Below are 16,532 nucleotides of genomic sequence, written 5' to 3'. Positions count from 1 at the left end.
CGTGGCCGGGGACGACGACACAGGCCGGAGTCGGCGCTGGTGGGCGAGGGCGGCCTTCGCGGCCGCCGTGGCCGCGGCCGTGGTCCCGATCGTGGCCGCGGGCCTGCTGAGCACGCTGGTGCTGCTCGCCGCGGGCATCGGCGGGGTCGTGGTGATGGTGGCGGCCCTGTACTGGTTCCTCACCCATCGCGGCGTGCCGCGGTGGATCTGGCTGGGTGTCGCCGTGCTGGTCCCGATCGCGGTCCTGTCCGCGTTCGTCAGCGCGAACCTGCTGTGGGTGGTGGTGGTCTCGTACGCGCTCGTGCTCCTCGCGGCCCTCTGCGCCCGCACCGCGCTCGAGGCCGAGCGCGCCGAGTCCGTGATGGACGAGCGCACCGTCCCGCCGCCCCGGCGGCCGTTTCTGGTGATGAATCCGCACTCGGGTGGCGGCAAGGTGGCCAGGTTCGGGCTGCAGCGCAAGGCCGAGGAGCTCGGCGCGGAGGTCGCCCTGCTCGAGGGACCGGACACCATCGATGTGGAGGCGCTGGCCCGCGATGCGGTAGGCAGGGGCGCCGACCTGCTCGGGGTGGCGGGCGGGGACGGGACCCAGGCGCTCGTCGCCGGGGTCGCTGCCGAACACGACCTACCGTTCCTGGTGATCAGTGCGGGCACCCGCAACCACTTCGCGCTCGATCTCGGGCTCGATCGCGACGATCCGGCTGCCGGCCTCGAGGCGTTGCGCGACGGCGTCGAGGTCCGCGTCGACCTCGGGGAGATCGCCGGGCGCACCTTCGTCAACAACGCCTCGTTCGGGGTGTACGCCGAGGTGGTGCAGAGCCCGGCGTACCGGAACGACAAGACCGGGACAGTGCTCCGGATGCTGCCGGACCTGCTGGGCGGGAGCGCGGGGGCACGGCTGACCGCCCGAACGGGCGGGCTCACGGTCGAGGGCCCGCAGGCGGTGCTGGTGAGCAACGGCCCCTATCAGACCAGCGACCTCGCGGGTCTTGGCCGCCGGGCGCGACTGGACCGCGGCGTGCTCGGCGTCGTGACGGTGGCGGTGGAGGGCGCGCGCCAGGCCGTCGGGTTGCTCAACCGCGCGCACGAACGCGGCATGACCCAGCACACTGTCCGCGAGGTGACCGTCGATGCCGACGCGCAGGAGGTACCGGTCGGCGTCGACGGCGAATCGCTCATTCTCGCGACGCCGGTGCGGTGCACCATCCGGCCGGGGGCTCTGCGGGTGCGGCTGCCGAGGGACCGCCCGGGGGTGCCGCCCTTCAAGGTCGCGGTCGACTGGGTTCGGCTCCGCGCGCTGGCCGGGTGGGCGCACCGGCCGAGGTAGTAAGGGGGGGCTCAGCCCGCCGTCAGCCTGGCGAGCGCCTTGCGCACGACCTCGGGATCGGAGGTCTCCCAGAAGGGCGGCAGCGAGGCGCGAAGGTAGCCACCGTAGCGGGCCGTCGCGAGCCGCGAGTCCAGCATCGCGATCACGCCGCGGTCGTCGACGCTGCGCAGCAGCCGCCCCACGCCCTGCGCGAGCAGCAGCGCGGCGTGATTGCCTGCCACCGAGAGGAAGCCGTTGCCGCCGCGGGACTCGACCGCGCGCTGACGCGCCACCAGCAGCGGATCGTCGGGCCGCGGGAACGGGATCCGGTCCAGGATCACCAGGCTCAGCGACGGGCCGGGCACGTCAACGCCCTGCCACAGCGACAGCGTGCCGAACAGCGAGGTGGCCTCGTCCTCGGCGAACGCGCGGACCAGCTGCCCGGTGGCGTCGTCGCCCTGACACAGCACCGGGGTGTCGAGGCGCTTGCGCATGACCTCGGCGGCGGCCTTCGCGGCGCGCATCGAGGAGAACAGGCCGAGGGTGCGGCCGCCTGCCGCGGTCACCAGTTCGGCGATCTCGTCGAGATAGCTCGGCGCCAGCCCGTCCCGGCCGGGGCGGGCAGGTGCTTGGCGACGTAGAGGATGCCGGCCTTGGCGTGGTCGAACGGCGAGCCGACGTCGAGCGAGTTCCACCGGAGGGCGGCCTCGTCCGCGGGCGCCTCGGTGCCGGTCGCCATCGCCGGATCGACGCGGGTGCCGGACTCGGCGGGCAGACCCCAGTTCACCGCGAGCCCGTCGAACGATCCGCCGACGGTCAGGGTCGCGGAGGTGAGCACCACGGTCGACTCCGCGAACAGCCGCGAGCGAAGCAGCCCGCCGACCGACAGGGGTGCCATCCGCACGAGCTTGCCCCGCCGCTCCTCGTCGGCGAGCCAGACCACGTCGCGGCGTTTGGCCGGGTCCGGTTCGTCGAACGCGGTGAGCACGCGGACGGCGTTGTCGTGCACCTCGTCGACGGCCGCGAGCGCCGCGTTGCGGGCGGCGGCCGCCTCGGGATCGGTGGCGTTCATCCCAGGCCGTGCCGGGCCGATCGCCGTGCGCACCGCCCAGGCCGCATCGCGGACGGCGGCCAGTGCGTGGCCCGCGCCGTCGGGCAGTCCTTCCCAGCGGCCTGCGTGCAGCTCCTCGAGCACCGCGTCCCAGCCCTCCGCGGAGGCCTCGAATCGGTCCGCATCCTGCTCCTCGACGAGCTTGACGCACCTGCGCGCGGCGGCGCTGATGGTCGACGGCGACAGCTCGGCGGTGGCCACCCCCGTCACCCGGTCGACAAGTTCGTGCGCCTCGTCGATCACCACCACGTCGTGCTCGGGCAGGACGGCGATGCCGGTGATCGCGTCGATCGCGAGCATCGCGTGATTGGTGACCACCACGTCGACCTTCGAGGCCTCGGCCCGCGCCCGCTCCGCGAAGCAGTCCTCGCCGACCGGGCAGCTCGACTTGCCAAGGCATTCGCGCGAGGTGACGCTCACCTGGCGCCACGACTGATCGCTCACGCCTGGCACCAGCTCGTCGCGGTCGCCGGTCTCGGTGTCGGAGGACCACTTGGTCAGCCGCTGCACCTCGCGGCCGAGCCGGGAGATCGCGAACGCGTCGAACAGCTCCGCGTTCTCCGGTTCCTCGGCTGCGCCGGTGTGGATCTTGTTCAGGCACAGGTAGTTGTTGCGGCCCTTGAGGATCGCGAACTCCGGCCGCCTGCCCAGCGCGCCGGCGAGGGCATCGGACAGGCGGGGCAGGTCGCGGTCGACGAGCTGGCGTTGCAGCGCGATGGTGGCGGTGGAGATGACAACGGTGCGGCCGCTCTCGACGGCGTGCCGGATGCTGGGCACCAGGTAGGCGAGCGACTTACCGGTACCGGTGCCCGCCTGCACGGCGAGGTGTTCGCCGGTGTCGATGGCGTGCGCGACCGCCGACGCCATGGTCAGCTGGTTGGTGCGTTCGGCGCCGCCCAACGCCTGCACCGCCACGGAGAGCAGGTCGGGCACGTTGGGGAGTTCAGGCACCGACCAAGGCTACTCGGCGCCGCCGTCAGTTCCCCGCAGCGACCTGACCCTCAGGGGTGACGCCCGCGCCGCGGAGCCGCTCGAGCACCGACGGCACGGCGTCGGGGGACACCGCGGCCGTGTACCGCAGCAGCACCCTGGTCTCGAAGCCCTCGCGCGCCGCGTCGAGCGCGGTCGCGCGGACGCAGTGGTCGGTGGCTATGCCGACCACGTCGACGGCGGCGATCTCGCGTGCACGCAGCCAGTCGGCCAGGGACTGCCCGGACGCCGCCGAGCCCTCGAAGCCCGAGTAGGCGGCCGAGTGGGCGCCCTTGGAGAACACCTCCTCGACCGATCGCAGGTCGAGGGCGGGATGGAACCCGGCACCTGGCGTCCCGGCCCGGCAGTGCGGCGGCCAGCTGTCCACGTAGTCGGGTTCGTCGGAGAAGTGCGCGCCGGGGTCGACGTGGAAGTCCCGGGTGGCGACGATCGCGTCGTACTCGCCTGCCGAGGGGGAGCCGAGCAGGGCGGAGATGTCGGCCGCCACCGCCGCGCCGCCCGCGACGGCCAGCGAGCCGCCCTCGCAGAAGTCGTTCTGCACGTCGACGACGATCAGCGCCCGCTTCGGGGTGACGGGGGAGTCGGTGGGGTTCATCGCCGTCACCTAGCCCACGAACCGGGTGGGGATCGCGGGATCGCCATGGGAGAGCTTGAGTCCCTCCCACGGCAGGCTGACGAGCCGCTGGGCGAGCAGGTCGCGGCCCTCGTCCAGGGTGGGCAGACCGGCCACCACCTCGCCGCCCCGCACCATCGGGATCAGCAGGTCGTGCGCGATCAGACCGCCGCTCTCGGGCGCGGGCGCGTCGGCAGGGAAGGCGACCTCCTCGACCGCGGTGCCGGTGGGCCGGGCGAAGCGGAGCACGCGCTTGGTACCCCGCGCGACTCCTTGTGGCTGCTGCGCTTGGCCACCGGGATGCCCTCCACCTCCACCAGCTTGTAGACCATGCCCGCCGTGGGTGCGCCCGAGCCGGTGACCAGCGCGGTGCCCACCCATAAGTGTCCACCGGTTCGGCGCGCAGTGCCGCGATCGCGTATTCGTCCAGGTCGCCGGACACCACGATCTTCGTCTTCGTCGCGCCCAGGTCGTCGAGCTGCGCGCGCACCTGGCGGGCCCACACACCGAGATCGCCGGAGTCGATCCGCACGCCGCCGAGCTCCGGGCCCGCGACGGCGATGGCGGTCTTGACGCCCTCGGTGATGTCGTAGGTGTCCACCAGCAGGGTGGTGCCGAGTCCGAGCGCCGCGACCTGACCGCGGAAGGCGGCCGCCTCGTCCGGGCCTGCGACGGTGTTGTGCAGCAGCGTGAACGCGTGCGCGCTGGTCCCCGCGCCCGGCACGCCGTAGCGGCGGACGGCCTCCAGGTTCGAGGTGGCGGTGAACCCGGCCAGGTACGCCGCGCGGGAGCAGGCCACGGCCGACTCCTCGTGGGCACGCCGCGAGCCCATCTCGATCATCCGCCGGCCGGCGGAGGCGCTGACCATGCGTGCGGCGGCGGAGGCGATCGCGCTGTCGTGGTTGAGGATCGAGAGCGTCAACGTCTCGAGGAGCACGCATTCGGCGAAGGTGCCACGCACCGACAGGATCGGCGAGCCCGGGAAGTGCAGCTCGCCCTCCCGGTAGCCGTCGATGTCGCCGGAGAAGCGGTAGTTCCGCAGCCAGTCCACCGTCTGCTCGTTCAGGAACTCGGACACGACGGCCAGCTCCGGCTCGCCGAACCGGAAGCGGGGCAGCGCGTCGAGCAACCGGCCGATGCCTGCGACGACGCCGTACCGGCGTCCGGCGGGCAGCCTGCGCGCGAAGACCTCGAAGCTGCAGCGGCGGTGCGCCGAACCGTCACCGAGCGCAGCCGAGAGCATCGTCAGCTCGTACTGGTCGGTGAGCAGCGCGGTGCTCGTCTTCGGCTGGGACCAGTCCGAGGCGTTGTTCGTCACGCGCCCACCATACGAGTCGCGGACCTGTGATGCGCGGGCGTGCCCGTCCTGCGTTCGGAGGTTTTCTCTTTCCTGAGCACGTCGTACTCTGGAGGCATGGCCCAGTGCCCGACAACTATTCCCATGGCGAGGATGCCCGCAGCGTCGCCGCAGGTCACGCCAGCCGAATCCGAGGTCGAGGAGATCCTGGAAGCGGAGGACAAGCCCTGGGTGACCGTCGTCTGGGACGACCCCGTGAACCTCATGCACTACGTGACCTTCATCTTCCAGAAGCTGTTCGGCTACAGCAAGGCGAGGGCCACCGACCTGATGATGCAGGTCCACAAGGAGGGCAAAGCCGTCGTGTCGTCCGGATCCCGCGACAAGATGGAGCACGATGTGAACCGTCTCCACCAGGCCGGGCTGTGGGCGACGATGCAGCGCGACAGCTAGCGGAGATCCCCGACCACCGATCCTGAAAGGACCCGCAGGTACGCAACGTGCGCACATGGAGCCGAAAGAATTCGCTGGGCGGCGTGAAGATTCGCTCCGAGATGGACGCACGAGAGGCCTCGGTTCTCAGGTCGCTGGTCTCGTCTGTCCTGGCGCTGCTCGAGGACCGGGCCGCCGCGGTGCCACAGGACGACCTCGCCGAACTGACCGGTCTGCGCACCGGGAACAGTGACGCCCCAACAGATGCCACGCTGGCCCGCCTGCTGCCGAACTTCTACCGGGCCGAGGCCGACCGCGAGGGCACGCAGGCGCAGGGCGCGAATATGAATGCGGCACTGCGCAGTCTGCACGAGCCGGAGATCATCGACGCCAAGCTGGCGGCGGGTTCGGTGATCCTGCAGACGGTGCCGCCGGAGGGTGGCAAGGTCTCGCTGACCCCCGAACAGGCCGATGCGTGGCTCGCGGGCCTCAACGACGTGCGCCTGGCCCTGGGGACCACCATCGGCATCGACGCCGACACCCCGGACGAGCTCGAGCCCGACGACCCGCGGGCTCCGCACCTGGACGTCTACCACTGGCTCACCTGGATGCAGGACTCCCTGGTACAGGTCCTGGTCCCGTGACGGGCGCGGGGGTGCGCACGGGGCCGCGGAACTCGCTTGCCGATGTGGAGGGCCTGCTGGTCGGGCACCACCACGAGCTGGATCGGGACGCCGGACTCGGATCCGGCCGGGCGACGGGCTGCACCGTGGTGCTTGCGCCCGGCGGCGCCACCGCGTCCGTCGATGTGCGAGGTGGCGGACCCGGCACCCGCGAGACCGACCTGCTCGATCCGAGCCACACCGTCCAGCAGGCGGACGCGGTGCTGCTGACCGGGGCAGCGCCTACGGGCTTGCCGCCGCGGACGGGGTGATGCGCTGGCTAGAGGAGCACGGCCGCGGGATCCCGATGGACGCCGACGGTCACGTCGTCCCGATCGTGCCGGGTGCGGTGATCTTCGACCTGCCGGTGGGGGACTGGTCGGTGCGGCCGACCGCGGATCACGGCTTCCTCGCGGCGGAGGCGGCGGCCGAGAAGTTCGCGGTCGGATCGGTTGGCGCCGGGGTCGGGGCGCGTGCGGGGGTGCTCAAGGGCGGCGTCGGCACCGCCAGCCTCGTGCTCGGTGCCGGGGCGGCCGAGGGCGTCACGGTCGCGGCGCTGATCGTCGCCAATCCCGTTGGCTCCGTGTTCGATCCGGGCACCGGTCTGCCGTGGGGGTCGGGGTGGCCGAGGCAGCGAGCTGGGGCCTGAGGGTCCCGGATGCCGCCGAGTTGGCCGCGGCGATCGAGCTCGGGCAGAAGGGCACCGTCCTGAACACCACGATCGGGGTGGTGGCGACCGATGCCGCGCTGAGCAAGGCCGGCTGCAGGCGGGTCGCCGTCGCGGGCCACGACGGCCTGGCCCGGGCGATCCGGCCCGCGCACTCGCCGCTCGACGGGGACACGCTGTTCGCCCTCGCGACCGGCACCAGGGCGCCCGCGGCCGCCCCGGTCCCGATGCCCGCCGCCTTCCCCGCGGAGCTGGCGCTGCTCGACGCGGTGTGCGCGGCCGCGGCGGACGCGGTGTCGCGGGCGATCGTCGGCGCCGTCCTCGCGGCAACGCCGGTCGCGGGAATACCGAGCTATCGGGAGCTGTTTCCGTCAGCATTCGACGTCTAAGCTGGGCGAACACATCGGGAGGCGCAGGTGTTGGTGATCAGATCCGACCTCGTCGAGGCGATGGTCGCGCACGCTCGTGCCGATCATCCCGATGAAGCCTGCGGCATCATCGCCGGCCCCGAGGGCAGCGATCAGCCACTGCGGCACGTCCCGATGATCAACGCCGAGCGCTCGCCGACCTTCTACCGCTTCGACTCCGGTGAGCAGTTGCGGCTGTGGCGTGCGATGGAGGCGGCCGACGAGGCGCCGGTGGTCATCTATCACTCGCACACCGCGACCGAGGCCTATCCCAGTCGCACCGACATCTCCTTCGCCTCCGAACCCGACGCGCACTATGTGCTGATCTCCACCCGTGATCCGGACACGCACGAGCTGCGCAGCTACCGGATCGTCGACGGCGTGGTCACCGAGGAACCGGTCGACGTGGTGCCGAGCTACCCGTACGCACAGAACCCCACTAGGAGCCCCGATGGCCGTCATCGTTTCCATCCCCACCATCCTCCGCAACCACACCGACGGTGAGAAGCGGGTGCCGGCAACGGGTTCCACCCTGGCCGCGGTCATCGACGACCTCGAGGCCAACCATGCCGGGCTCAAGGACCGGCTGATCAACGACGGCAAGCTGCACCGGTTCGTCAACGTGTACGTCAACGACGAGGACGTGCGCTTCTCCGGTGGACTCGACACCGAGGTGGCCGACGGGGACTCGGTCACCATCCTGCCCGCCGTCGCCGGAGGCTGATCCGCGGTGGCCCGGTACGACTCGCTGATCGAGACCCTGGGCGACACACCGCTGGTCGGGCTGCCGCACCTGTCCCCACGCTGGACCGGCGAGGCGCCGGTGCGGCTGTGGGCCAAGCTGGAGGATCGCAATCCCACCGGCTCGGTGAAGGATCGACCCGCGCTGCGGATGATCGAGCAGGCCGAGCGGGACGGACTGCTCACGCCCGGCGCCACCATCCTGGAGCCGACCAGCGGCAACACCGGGATCTCGCTGGCGATGGCCGCCAAGCTCAAGGGGTACCGGCTGATCTGCGTGATGCCGGAGAACACCTCGATCGAGCGCAGGCAGCTGCTGACCATGTTCGGGGCCGAGATCATCGACTCGCCCGCACGCGGCGGCTCCAACGAGGCAGTGGCGCGGGCGAAGGCGATCGCCGCGGAGCACCCCGAGTGGGTGATGCTCTACCAGTACGGAAACCCGGCGAACCCGGCCGCGCACTACGAGGGCACCGGACCGGAGCTGCTGCGCGACCTGCCGGAGATCACTCATTTCGTGGCGGGCCTCGGCACCACCGGCACCCTGATGGGCACGGGACGCTTTCTGCGCGAACACGTCCAGGGGATCGAGATCGTGGCCGCCGAGCCGCGCTACGGCGAACTGGTCTACGGCCTGCGCAACATCGACGAGGGCTTCATCCCCGAGCTGTACGACGAGTCGGTGCTCACCTCGAGGTTCTCGGTCGGCCCGTTCGACGCGGTGCGGCGGACGAGGGAACTGATCGAGCGGGAGGGCATCTTCGCGGGCGTCTCGACCGGGGCAGTCCTGCACGCGGCGCTCGGGGTCGCGGCAAAGGCGGTCAAGGCAGGCACCCGCGCCGACATCGCCTTCATCGTGGCCGACGGCGGCTGGAAGTATCTGTCCACCGGTGCGTACGCCGGTACCCTCGAGGATGCGGAGGCGGCCCTGGAGGGGCAGCTGTGGGCGTGACGGAAAGAGGTTCGGATGAGCACCCCGGGTGACCCGTTCAAGTACACCAACCCCGCTCTGTCGGTGCCGTCGAACCCGCCCGCGACGAGGCAGGCGGCCGAGCGCCCGATGTGGCAGCAGGCGGCCGCGGTCATCGGCGGCTTCGTGGTCGGGCTGTACGTCCTCGAGTTCATCGACATGCTCGTCAAGGGCAGCCTCGACAACGGTGGCATCCAGCCGCGGACCGTCGACGGCCTGTGGGGGATCGTCTTCGCGCCGGTACTGCACGGCGGGTGGGCACACCTGGTCGCGAACACCATCCCGCTGCTGGTGCTCGGGTTCCTGGTCATGCTGTCGGGCATCGGACGCGGGCTCGCGGCCACCGGCATCATCTGGGTGATCGGCGGTGTCGGCGTGTGGCTTTTCGGCTCCGTGAACAACCATCTCGGCGCCTCGGTGCTGGTGTTCGGCTGGCTGACCTACCTGATCACCCGCGGCATCTTCGCCAGGCATTTCGGGCAGATGGCCCTCGGGCTGGTCGTGCTGGTGATCTACGGCGGGGCGCTGTGGGGCGTGCTGCCCGGCCAGCCCGGGATCTCATGGGAAGGGCACCTGTTCGGCGCGATCGGCGGCGTCGTCGCCGCCTGGGTGCTGGCCTCCGACGTCCGCAAGGCGCGCGAGGCGAAGGCGTTGAACCGGTAGCGAACGCGCAGGTGTGACGCCCGGCGCAGCGGACTACGGGGCCGCGTTTGGTCTCGATTCCACCCGAAGCTTTTTCCGGATCAGGTGGTCGTGGCAGCATGGGAAACATGCGCATCACCGTCCTGGGTTGTTCGGGCAGCGTCGGGGGTCCCGACTCGCCCGCCTCGGGCTACCTCTTGACCGCTCCGGACACCCCGCCGGCGGTCCTCGACTTCGGCCCCGGCGTGCTCGGAGCGCTGCAGCGTTACGCCGACCCCGGTCAGGTGTCGATCTTCCTGACCCACCTGCATGCGGATCACTGCCTCGACCTGCCGGGGCTGCTGGTGTGGCGTCGGTACCACCCCAATCCCCCTGCCGGCCGGGCCGTCGTCTGCGGACCGACGGACACCGCCTGCCGGATCGGCGCCGCGTCCTCGGAGTGCGGAGGCGAGTACGACGACATCTCCGACACGATCGACCTGCGCGCCTTCACCGACGGCGGCTCCATGAGCCACGGCGCGCTCACCGTCACCTCGCGCCGGGTGTTCCATCCGCCGGAGGCGTACGGGTTGCGGATCAGCGATCCCGCGGGCCGGACCCTCGTCTACACCGGCGACACCGGGATGTGCGACGAGGTGGTCGAGCTGTCCCGCGGCGCGAATGTGCTGCTGGCCGAGGCCTCCTGGACCCACCACCCCGACCGTCCGAAGGGCATCCACCTCTCCGGCACCGAGGCCGGACAGGTCGCGGCCAGGGCCGGGGTCGGCGAGCTGCTGCTCACGCACATCCCGCCGTGGACCTCCCGCGAGGACGTCATCGCCGAGGCCAAGGCCGAGTTCTCCGGACCCGTTCACGCCGTCTCGCCCGGGGACGTCTTCGAGATCTGAGTCGCGGGACGTCTAGGCTTGCGCCCGTGAGCAGACGACTGGATGGCAGGGCGGACGACGAACTCCGCGAGGTACGGATCACCCGGGGCTTCACGAGCCATCCGGCCGGATCGGTTCTCGTCGAATTCGGTGGCACCCGCGTGATGTGCACCGCGAGCGTCGAGGAGGGCGTGCCGCGCTGGCGCAAGGGCTCCGGCCTCGGCTGGCTGACCGCCGAGTACGCGATGCTGCCAGCCGCGACCCACACCCGCAGCGGCCGCGAGTCGGTCAAGGGCAAGGTCGGCGGGCGCACCCAGGAGATCAGCAGGCTGGTCGGCCGCTCGCTGCGCGCCTGCATCGACCTCGCCGCGATCGGCGAGAACACCATCGCCATCGACTGCGACGTGCTGCAGGCCGACGGCGGCACCAGGACCGCCGCGATCACCGGCGCCTATGTCGCGCTGGCGGACGCCGTCACCTACCTGCGCGCGGCAGGCCGGCTGGCCGACCCGCAGCCGCTGTCCTGCGCGATCGCCGCGGTCAGCGTCGGCGTCGTCGACGGCCGGGTTCGGCTCGACCTGCCCTACGAGGAGGATTCGCGCGCCGAGGTCGACATGAACGTCGTCGCGACGGACACCGGCACGCTCGTCGAGGTGCAGGGCACCGGAGAGGGCGCGACCTTCCCGCGCACCACGCTGGACAAGCTCCTCGACTCGGCACTGGCCGGCTGCGAGCAGCTGTTCGAGGTGCAGAAGCAGGCGCTCGCGCTGCCGTACCCGGGTGAGCTGCCCGAGCCGAAGGAGCCCGAGGCGGCGAAGAAGAAGTTCGGTGCCTGAGGCCGTTCGACTTCTCGTCGCGAGCCGAAACGCGAAGAAGCTCAAGGAGCTTCGGCGCGTGCTCGAGGCGGCCGGGGTAAGCGGCATCGACCTCGTCGGCCTCGACGAGGTGCCGCCGTTCCCGGAGGCGCCGGAGACCGAGACGAGCTTCGAGGGCAACGCGCTGGCCAAGGCCCGCGACGGCGCCGCGGCCACCGGGCTGCCGTGCATCGCTGACGATTCGGGGCTCGAGGTGGACGCGCTGAACGCGATGCCGGGGGTGCTGTCGGCGCGGTGGTCGGGTGGGCACGGTGACGACGCGGCGAACACCGCGCTGGTGCTCGCGCAGCTGTCCGACGTGCCGGACGAGCGCAGGGGCGCGGCCTTCGTCTCCGCCTGCGCCCTCGTGGTGCCCGGCGGCGAGGAGTCGGTGGTGCGCGGAACGTGGCCCGGCGCCATCGCCAGGGAGCCCCGCGGCGACGGCGGATTCGGGTACGACCCGGTGTTCGTGCCGGAGGGGAGTCGCGCTCGGCGGCGCAGCTGACCCCCGAAGAGAAGGACGCGGCCTCGCACCGCGGCCGGGCGCTGGCGCAACTGGTGCCCGCGATCGCCGCGCTGGCCGGCAGCTAGGTTCCGGCCGCCCGTCGACTGTGCAGTTCCGCGCGTCCCCTTTCGGGCGATGCGTCGGAAGGTGCACACTCGACGGGCCAGCGGGGCGGCCTGCGCCCCGACCATCGCTGTGAGGACGTGCAGATGTCGCCGATGATGATTCCCGTGACGCCGCAGGGCTGGATCACGTATCTGATCGCCTACCTGACGGGTCAGCCCGTGATCATGGGCGGTGGCGGGTCCTAGCGGTTCGCCGCCGGGCGATCAGACGCCGAAGTCGCGCTTGACCTGCTGGGTGCGCCAGTGCTCGACGAAGAACGACAGGAACGGGACGGTGCCCGCGAGCAGGGTGCCGATGGTCCGGCCGACGGGCCAGCGCACCTTCACCGCGAGATCCATGGTCAGGATCAGGTAGACGAAGTAGACCCAGCCGTGCACGATCGCGATCCAGCTCGGCAGGTTGTCCACCTTGAACACGTACTTCGCGACCATCTCCGCGGTGAGCACGAGCAGCCAGATGCCGGTGGCGTAGGCGAGGACGCGGTAGCGCAGCAGCGCCGAGGCGATCTTCTTGGTGTCGCGAACGGGCGTCGCGGTGACGGTCTCGTCGGGGGCCGTGCTCACGTGCTGCTCCTATCGGCCTCGCCGGCTCTGAGCTGCGCGAGGTAGTTGTTGTACGCCTGGTGGGCTTCGTCGTCCGGGTTGTCCGCATCCAGCTTCTGGTCGCCCGACCGGGTGCGCGTGGGCAGCACGTCGGCGGGGATCTCGCGGACCTCGGAGGCCGAGGCCGCGTCCTCGGACGGGTCACGGTCCTCGAGCTGCACGAACCGCCGATAGGCGTACACCACGAACGCCGCGAACAGCGGCCACTGGAATGCATAACCCAGGTTCTGCCCGGTACCGCCGACGGCCTCGAAACGGGTCCACTGCCACCAGCCGAGAGCGAGACACCCGGCCGCAGCGATGACGACGAACAGAATCAGCGCTGGTCTGCGACGGGAGGGTGAACTGGCCACACAACGACGGTACCCGAGCCGGCGGAGCCGCCGGTACGGAGCCTGCGAGGCGTGGATCACCCTCACGGGGCCCCGCTGTCGGCGATGATCAGGCGACTCCCTTGATCCGGGTGACCAGCAGGGCCCCGATCAACGCGCTGATCGCGGCGAAGGTGAAGAGCAGCGGATAGTTCTTGTCGGGCCCCACGGCCAGGATCAGCGGCGCGATGGCAGGCGCCAGCGACTGCGGCAGCGTGTTCGCGATGTTGATGACGCCGAGGTCCTTCGCCGCGGTCTTCGGGTCGGGGAGCACCTCGGTGACCAGCGCCATGTCCACCGCGAAGAACAACCCGGTGCCTATCCCGAGAAGGAGCTCGGCGACCATCACCATCGCGAAGCTGTCCGCGATGGCCAGGACCGCGAGTCCGGCCGACAGCATGAGTGCCGACCCGATCACGAAGGCCTTGCGGCGTGCCGCCCGGTCCGAGATGTAGCCGCCGAGGGCAGCGGCGATCGCCGTGCAGGTGTAGCTGACGCCGACCAGGGTCGCGAGTGCGGTGGCTGCCTCGTCCGTGGAGAGGTCGAGCCGATCCTGCAGGAAGAACAACAGGAACGTCATCGGCATCGAGACGCCGAGCATGACCAGGAACCGGGTGAGCCAGGCGTATCCGAAGTCCGGGTGGAGCCGCGGATTGACCCAGAAGCTGCCCGCGAACATCCGCAGGGAGAACCGATCGCGGGGGGCGGGCGCCTGCGGATCGGGGAGGGTGACCGCGAAGGCGGTGATCAGGATCAGGCCGACCACGGCGGGCACCAGGATCTTCGCGGTCCCCGGCACAACGGTGACCAGCCCGACGCCGACGATGAGCGCCAGCATCTGACTGAATCCCATTGCGCCCGAGGCCAATCCTCGTTGGGCGGGGGGAACGTGATCGGGGATGGTCGCCGTCAGTGCGGCCATGACCCCGTTGAAGGCCAGCTGTGCCAGGCACCATCCGACCAGCAGCACCGGAATCGACGGCGCGAACGCCACGATCGTCAGGCCTGCCGTGCCCACCACGGCGCCGCCGATCAGCCACGGCCTGCGCCGACCGAAACGTGAGGACGTCCGATCGGAGAGGCGACCGGCGAGCGGGTTCCCGATCAGCGCGAGGAATGCGCCGACGCCGAGTACCAGTCCGAGGGTGTTCTCCTTCTGAGCGGGATCGAGGTGCTCGACGCGCAGTTGGAGCGTGACCACCACCGGCGTCAGCACGGAGAGGAAGAGTCCCAGGTTCGCCATCGCCAGTCGGGCGGGAAACGCCCGCGGTGACCCACCCAGATCCGATTGACTGACTTCGAGCCCTTCGGCACCAACGGCTGTCATTCGGCATCTCCCGCTTCGATTCGGCGGTGCCGCGCTCGACACCGCAACGGAGTATGGCGAATGGGCCGAGTGTGCGGTAGGTGACGTTATATAAATGTGACTTAAGGGCGGAGTTTCGAATGCCCAGGACCGGCGAGGCCTCGAGGTCTCCGGTACGCCTTGATATGCAAGCACTGACTTGCCTATGGTGGGGTCGTGGTCAACGTCTACCGTGCTCTGGACGACGAGACGAGGCGTGTCATCCTCGACGAACTGGCGGCGAGCGACGGCCAGACGCTGTTCGAGATCTGTTCCCTGCTCACGGTGCGGCATGGTCTCGGGCTCACGCGTCAGGCGATTTCTCAGCACCTCGGCGTGCTCGAGTCGGCGGGCCTGGTCGTGTCGGAGCGACGTGGACGATCCAAATTTCATTACTTCAATTCCGAGCCACTCGCCGAGATCAGCAGACGATGGCCTGTCCGAGAGAGTGACGATCAATGAGAATCAATCTGACGAGTCTGTTCGTCGACGACCAGCGAGCAGCCCTCGCCTTCTATACCGATGTGCTCGGCTTCACGAAGCACCACGACATTCCCCTCGGCGACGACTCGTGGCTCACGGTCGTCTCGCCCGAATCACCCGACGGCCCGCAACTCCTGCTGGAGCCGGCGCGCCATCCTGCGGTGAAGCCGTATCGGGATGCGCTCGCCGAGGACGGTATTCCGCTCGCGCAGTTCGCCGTCGACGATGTCGAGGCCGAACATGCCCGGCTGACAGGACGGGGCGTGGTGTTCACGCAACCGCCGACCGACATCGGGACCGCGGTCGTGGCCGTCTTCGACGACACGTGCGGCAACCTCATCCAGATCATCACGGAGAAGTCGACGTGACCCTGGCCGAGGTGATGGCCGAACTCGCCGCGCTCGAGGACCCGAAGGCGCGCGCGGTGAACGAGAAGCACGGTGACGATCACGGGGTGAACCTCGGCAAACTGCGCGCGATCGCGAAGCGGCTGAAGACGCAGGAGGAACTCTCGCGCCAGCTCTGGGCGACAGGGGACACCGCGGCGAGACTGCTGGCGATCCTGATCTGCCGCCCGAAGGCATTCGGCCGCGACGAGTTGGACGCGATGTTGCGCGACGCGCGCGCCCCCAAGGTGCACGACTGGCTCGTGAACTATGTGGTGAAGAAGAACCCGCACTCCGAGGAGCTGCGCCTGGCCTGGTTCGCCGATCCGGATCCCGTCGTCGCGAGTGCCGGCTGGGCACTGACGACCGAACGCGTGGCGAAGAAGCCCGAGGGTCTCGACTTCGCGGGCCTGCTCGACATCATCGAGGCGGAGATGGCAGACGCCCCGGATCGCCTGCAGTGGGCGATGAACCACTGCCTGGCCCAGATCGGGATCGAGCACGCCGAGTTCCGTGCCCGGGCGATCGACATCGGTGAGCGCCTGGAGGTGCTCAAGGACTACCCGACGCCGCCGAACTGCACGTCGCCGTTCGCTCCCGCCTGGATCAACGAGATGGTGCGCCGACAGCGCGTCCAGTGATGTCCGGTGCTAGTGGTCGTTTCGCGCGTCTGGATGTGTACAGTCGCTCTCTTCGTCTCCGGACGGAGTACACGGGAGCGATAGCCGATGTCGGAACACAAGCAGATGGTGCCGCCGGACTACCACCGATGCCTTGACGCGATCCTGTCCTCACCCGCGGCGTGCCGCACGGTGCTGGAAACCCTGGCGAAGATGACCGAGGAGCAGGCCCGATCGAAGTGGTCGCCCTGGCACGGACAGGAACCGCCGCCGTACGGGCCGGACGTGAGAGAGAAAGTCCCCGCAGAGGTCCAGTTGGTGGCGCTCCAGGCCGCATACGATTCCCATCGAAAATCCACGATGGCGTTGTGGCGCCAGTTGTCCGACATCATGGACATTCCCGTCATGCAAGAAAGTCTCGTCGAACTCATCTGGAGTGTGCGCATGACGATCGAGCGACTGAAGAGCCGCATCGACGATCTCGAGACCAATGCTGCCGGCTGAGTGCAGATCGCCTGGCACGCAGTCTGGGTGGGAGC

General features: G+C 70.2%; 18 protein-coding genes and 4 pseudogenes. 16 read left to right on the top strand and 6 right to left on the bottom strand.

Going from position 1 to position 16,532, the window contains the following annotated elements; translation table 11 throughout:
- Position 1 precedes the first annotated feature (1 nt).
- Positions 2 to 1,324 carry a diacylglycerol/lipid kinase family protein gene (locus tag BTZ20_RS17255; RefSeq protein ID WP_077043791.1) on the top strand — a complete coding sequence of 441 codons (1,323 nt, stop codon included), beginning with the start codon at positions 2 to 4 and terminating at the stop codon, positions 1,322 to 1,324.
- Between the two features lie 11 nt (positions 1,325 to 1,335).
- Here BTZ20_RS17255 and BTZ20_RS17250 read toward each other — a convergent pair.
- From BTZ20_RS17250 to BTZ20_RS17240, 3 genes and pseudogenes are all read right to left on the bottom strand, one after another.
- A pseudogene (locus tag BTZ20_RS17250) lies at positions 1,336 to 3,365 on the bottom strand (ATP-dependent DNA helicase).
- Between the two features lie 25 nt (positions 3,366 to 3,390).
- The gene (locus tag BTZ20_RS17245) at positions 3,391 to 3,999 is read right to left on the bottom strand and encodes an isochorismatase family protein (RefSeq protein ID WP_077043789.1); all 609 of its coding nucleotides are present in this window, start codon (positions 3,997 to 3,999) and stop codon (positions 3,391 to 3,393) included.
- 9 nt (positions 4,000 to 4,008) lie between these two features.
- Positions 4,009 to 5,260 (bottom strand): annotated as a pseudogene (locus BTZ20_RS17240) (nicotinate phosphoribosyltransferase).
- Between BTZ20_RS17240 and BTZ20_RS28265 the strand changes: the two are divergent.
- The 11 genes and pseudogenes from BTZ20_RS28265 (at position 5,154) to rdgB (ending at position 12,146) form a co-directional block, all read left to right on the top strand.
- Entirely contained in the window at positions 5,154 to 5,411 is a 258-nt protein-coding gene (locus BTZ20_RS28265) for a hypothetical protein (RefSeq protein WP_223263886.1), read from the top strand. The pseudogene BTZ20_RS17240 and the gene BTZ20_RS28265 overlap by 107 nt on opposite strands.
- Before the next feature lie 20 nt (positions 5,412 to 5,431).
- Positions 5,432 to 5,767 carry an ATP-dependent Clp protease adapter ClpS gene (gene clpS / locus BTZ20_RS17235; protein ID WP_077043788.1) on the top strand — a complete coding sequence of 112 codons (336 nt, stop codon included), beginning with the start codon at positions 5,432 to 5,434 and terminating at the stop codon, positions 5,765 to 5,767.
- Positions 5,768 to 5,814: 47 nt separating this feature from the next.
- Complete coding sequence (locus BTZ20_RS17230) at positions 5,815 to 6,390, top strand: DUF2017 domain-containing protein (RefSeq protein ID WP_077042205.1); 576 nt, start codon at positions 5,815 to 5,817, stop codon at positions 6,388 to 6,390.
- A gap of 11 nt (positions 6,391 to 6,401) precedes the next feature.
- Positions 6,402 to 7,464: pseudogene (locus BTZ20_RS17225) on the top strand (P1 family peptidase).
- A gap of 27 nt (positions 7,465 to 7,491) precedes the next feature.
- A complete protein-coding gene (locus BTZ20_RS17220; RefSeq protein WP_077042204.1) occupies positions 7,492 to 7,986 on the top strand; it encodes a Mov34/MPN/PAD-1 family protein in 495 nt (164 codons plus the stop codon).
- Positions 7,934 to 8,206, top strand: a complete 273-nt coding sequence (locus BTZ20_RS17215) for a MoaD/ThiS family protein (RefSeq protein ID WP_077042203.1) — start codon at positions 7,934 to 7,936, stop codon at positions 8,204 to 8,206. Before BTZ20_RS17220 ends, BTZ20_RS17215 begins: the two co-directional genes overlap by 53 nt.
- A gap of 6 nt (positions 8,207 to 8,212) precedes the next feature.
- Positions 8,213 to 9,175 carry a PLP-dependent cysteine synthase family protein gene (locus BTZ20_RS17210; protein ID WP_077042202.1) on the top strand — a complete coding sequence of 321 codons (963 nt, stop codon included), beginning with the start codon at positions 8,213 to 8,215 and terminating at the stop codon, positions 9,173 to 9,175.
- 15 nt (positions 9,176 to 9,190) lie between these two features.
- Entirely contained in the window at positions 9,191 to 9,856 is a 666-nt protein-coding gene (locus BTZ20_RS17205; RefSeq protein WP_083742721.1) for a rhomboid family intramembrane serine protease, read from the top strand.
- Between the two features lie 107 nt (positions 9,857 to 9,963).
- Positions 9,964 to 10,722: a cyclic nucleotide-degrading phosphodiesterase gene (locus BTZ20_RS17200; RefSeq protein WP_077043786.1), complete on the top strand. Its 759-nt coding sequence runs from the start codon at positions 9,964 to 9,966 to the stop codon at positions 10,720 to 10,722.
- A gap of 26 nt (positions 10,723 to 10,748) precedes the next feature.
- Complete coding sequence (gene rph, locus BTZ20_RS17195; RefSeq protein WP_027499784.1) at positions 10,749 to 11,537, top strand: ribonuclease PH; 789 nt, start codon at positions 10,749 to 10,751, stop codon at positions 11,535 to 11,537.
- Positions 11,530 to 12,146 (top strand): annotated as a pseudogene (rdgB, locus tag BTZ20_RS17190) (RdgB/HAM1 family non-canonical purine NTP pyrophosphatase). The gene rph and the pseudogene rdgB overlap by 8 nt, the downstream one beginning before the upstream one ends.
- 243 nt (positions 12,147 to 12,389) lie before the next feature.
- On the opposite strand, the gene BTZ20_RS17185 reads toward rdgB, so the two are convergent.
- From BTZ20_RS17185 to BTZ20_RS17175, 3 genes are all read right to left on the bottom strand, one after another.
- Positions 12,390 to 12,749: a DUF3817 domain-containing protein gene (locus BTZ20_RS17185; RefSeq protein ID WP_077042201.1), complete on the bottom strand. Its 360-nt coding sequence runs from the start codon at positions 12,747 to 12,749 to the stop codon at positions 12,390 to 12,392.
- Positions 12,746 to 13,141 (bottom strand): transcriptional regulator, encoded by a 396-nt coding sequence (locus BTZ20_RS17180; RefSeq protein ID WP_077043785.1) that lies wholly within the window; start codon positions 13,139 to 13,141, stop codon positions 12,746 to 12,748. The genes BTZ20_RS17185 and BTZ20_RS17180 overlap by 4 nt, the downstream gene beginning before the upstream one ends.
- A gap of 88 nt (positions 13,142 to 13,229) precedes the next feature.
- Positions 13,230 to 14,402: an MFS transporter gene (locus tag BTZ20_RS17175; protein WP_189636493.1), complete on the bottom strand. Its 1,173-nt coding sequence runs from the start codon at positions 14,400 to 14,402 to the stop codon at positions 13,230 to 13,232.
- Between the two features lie 279 nt (positions 14,403 to 14,681).
- Here BTZ20_RS17175 and BTZ20_RS17170 point away from each other — a divergent pair, with 279 nt between their 5' ends.
- From BTZ20_RS17170 to BTZ20_RS17155, 4 genes are all read left to right on the top strand, one after another.
- Positions 14,682 to 14,966 carry an ArsR/SmtB family transcription factor gene (locus BTZ20_RS17170; protein WP_077042199.1) on the top strand — a complete coding sequence of 95 codons (285 nt, stop codon included), beginning with the start codon at positions 14,682 to 14,684 and terminating at the stop codon, positions 14,964 to 14,966.
- Positions 14,963 to 15,355, top strand: a complete 393-nt coding sequence (locus tag BTZ20_RS17165; protein WP_077042198.1) for a VOC family protein — start codon at positions 14,963 to 14,965, stop codon at positions 15,353 to 15,355. The genes BTZ20_RS17170 and BTZ20_RS17165 overlap by 4 nt, the downstream gene beginning before the upstream one ends.
- A 14-nt stretch (positions 15,356 to 15,369) precedes the next feature.
- Positions 15,370 to 16,014, top strand: a complete 645-nt coding sequence (locus tag BTZ20_RS17160; RefSeq protein ID WP_077043784.1) for a DNA alkylation repair protein — start codon at positions 15,370 to 15,372, stop codon at positions 16,012 to 16,014.
- An 87-nt stretch (positions 16,015 to 16,101) separates the two neighbouring features.
- Positions 16,102 to 16,497: a hypothetical protein gene (locus tag BTZ20_RS17155; protein ID WP_077042197.1), complete on the top strand. Its 396-nt coding sequence runs from the start codon at positions 16,102 to 16,104 to the stop codon at positions 16,495 to 16,497.
- Positions 16,498 to 16,532 lie beyond the last annotated feature (35 nt).

Origin of the sequence: Rhodococcus sp. MTM3W5.2 (assembly GCF_001984015.1) — a bacterium.
GTDB classification, from domain to species: Bacteria; Actinomycetota; Actinomycetes; order Mycobacteriales; family Mycobacteriaceae; genus Rhodococcus_G; species Rhodococcus_G oryzae.
Note: the sequence above shows the minus strand (reverse complement) of the source record. Positions and strands in the feature narration are given on the sequence as shown.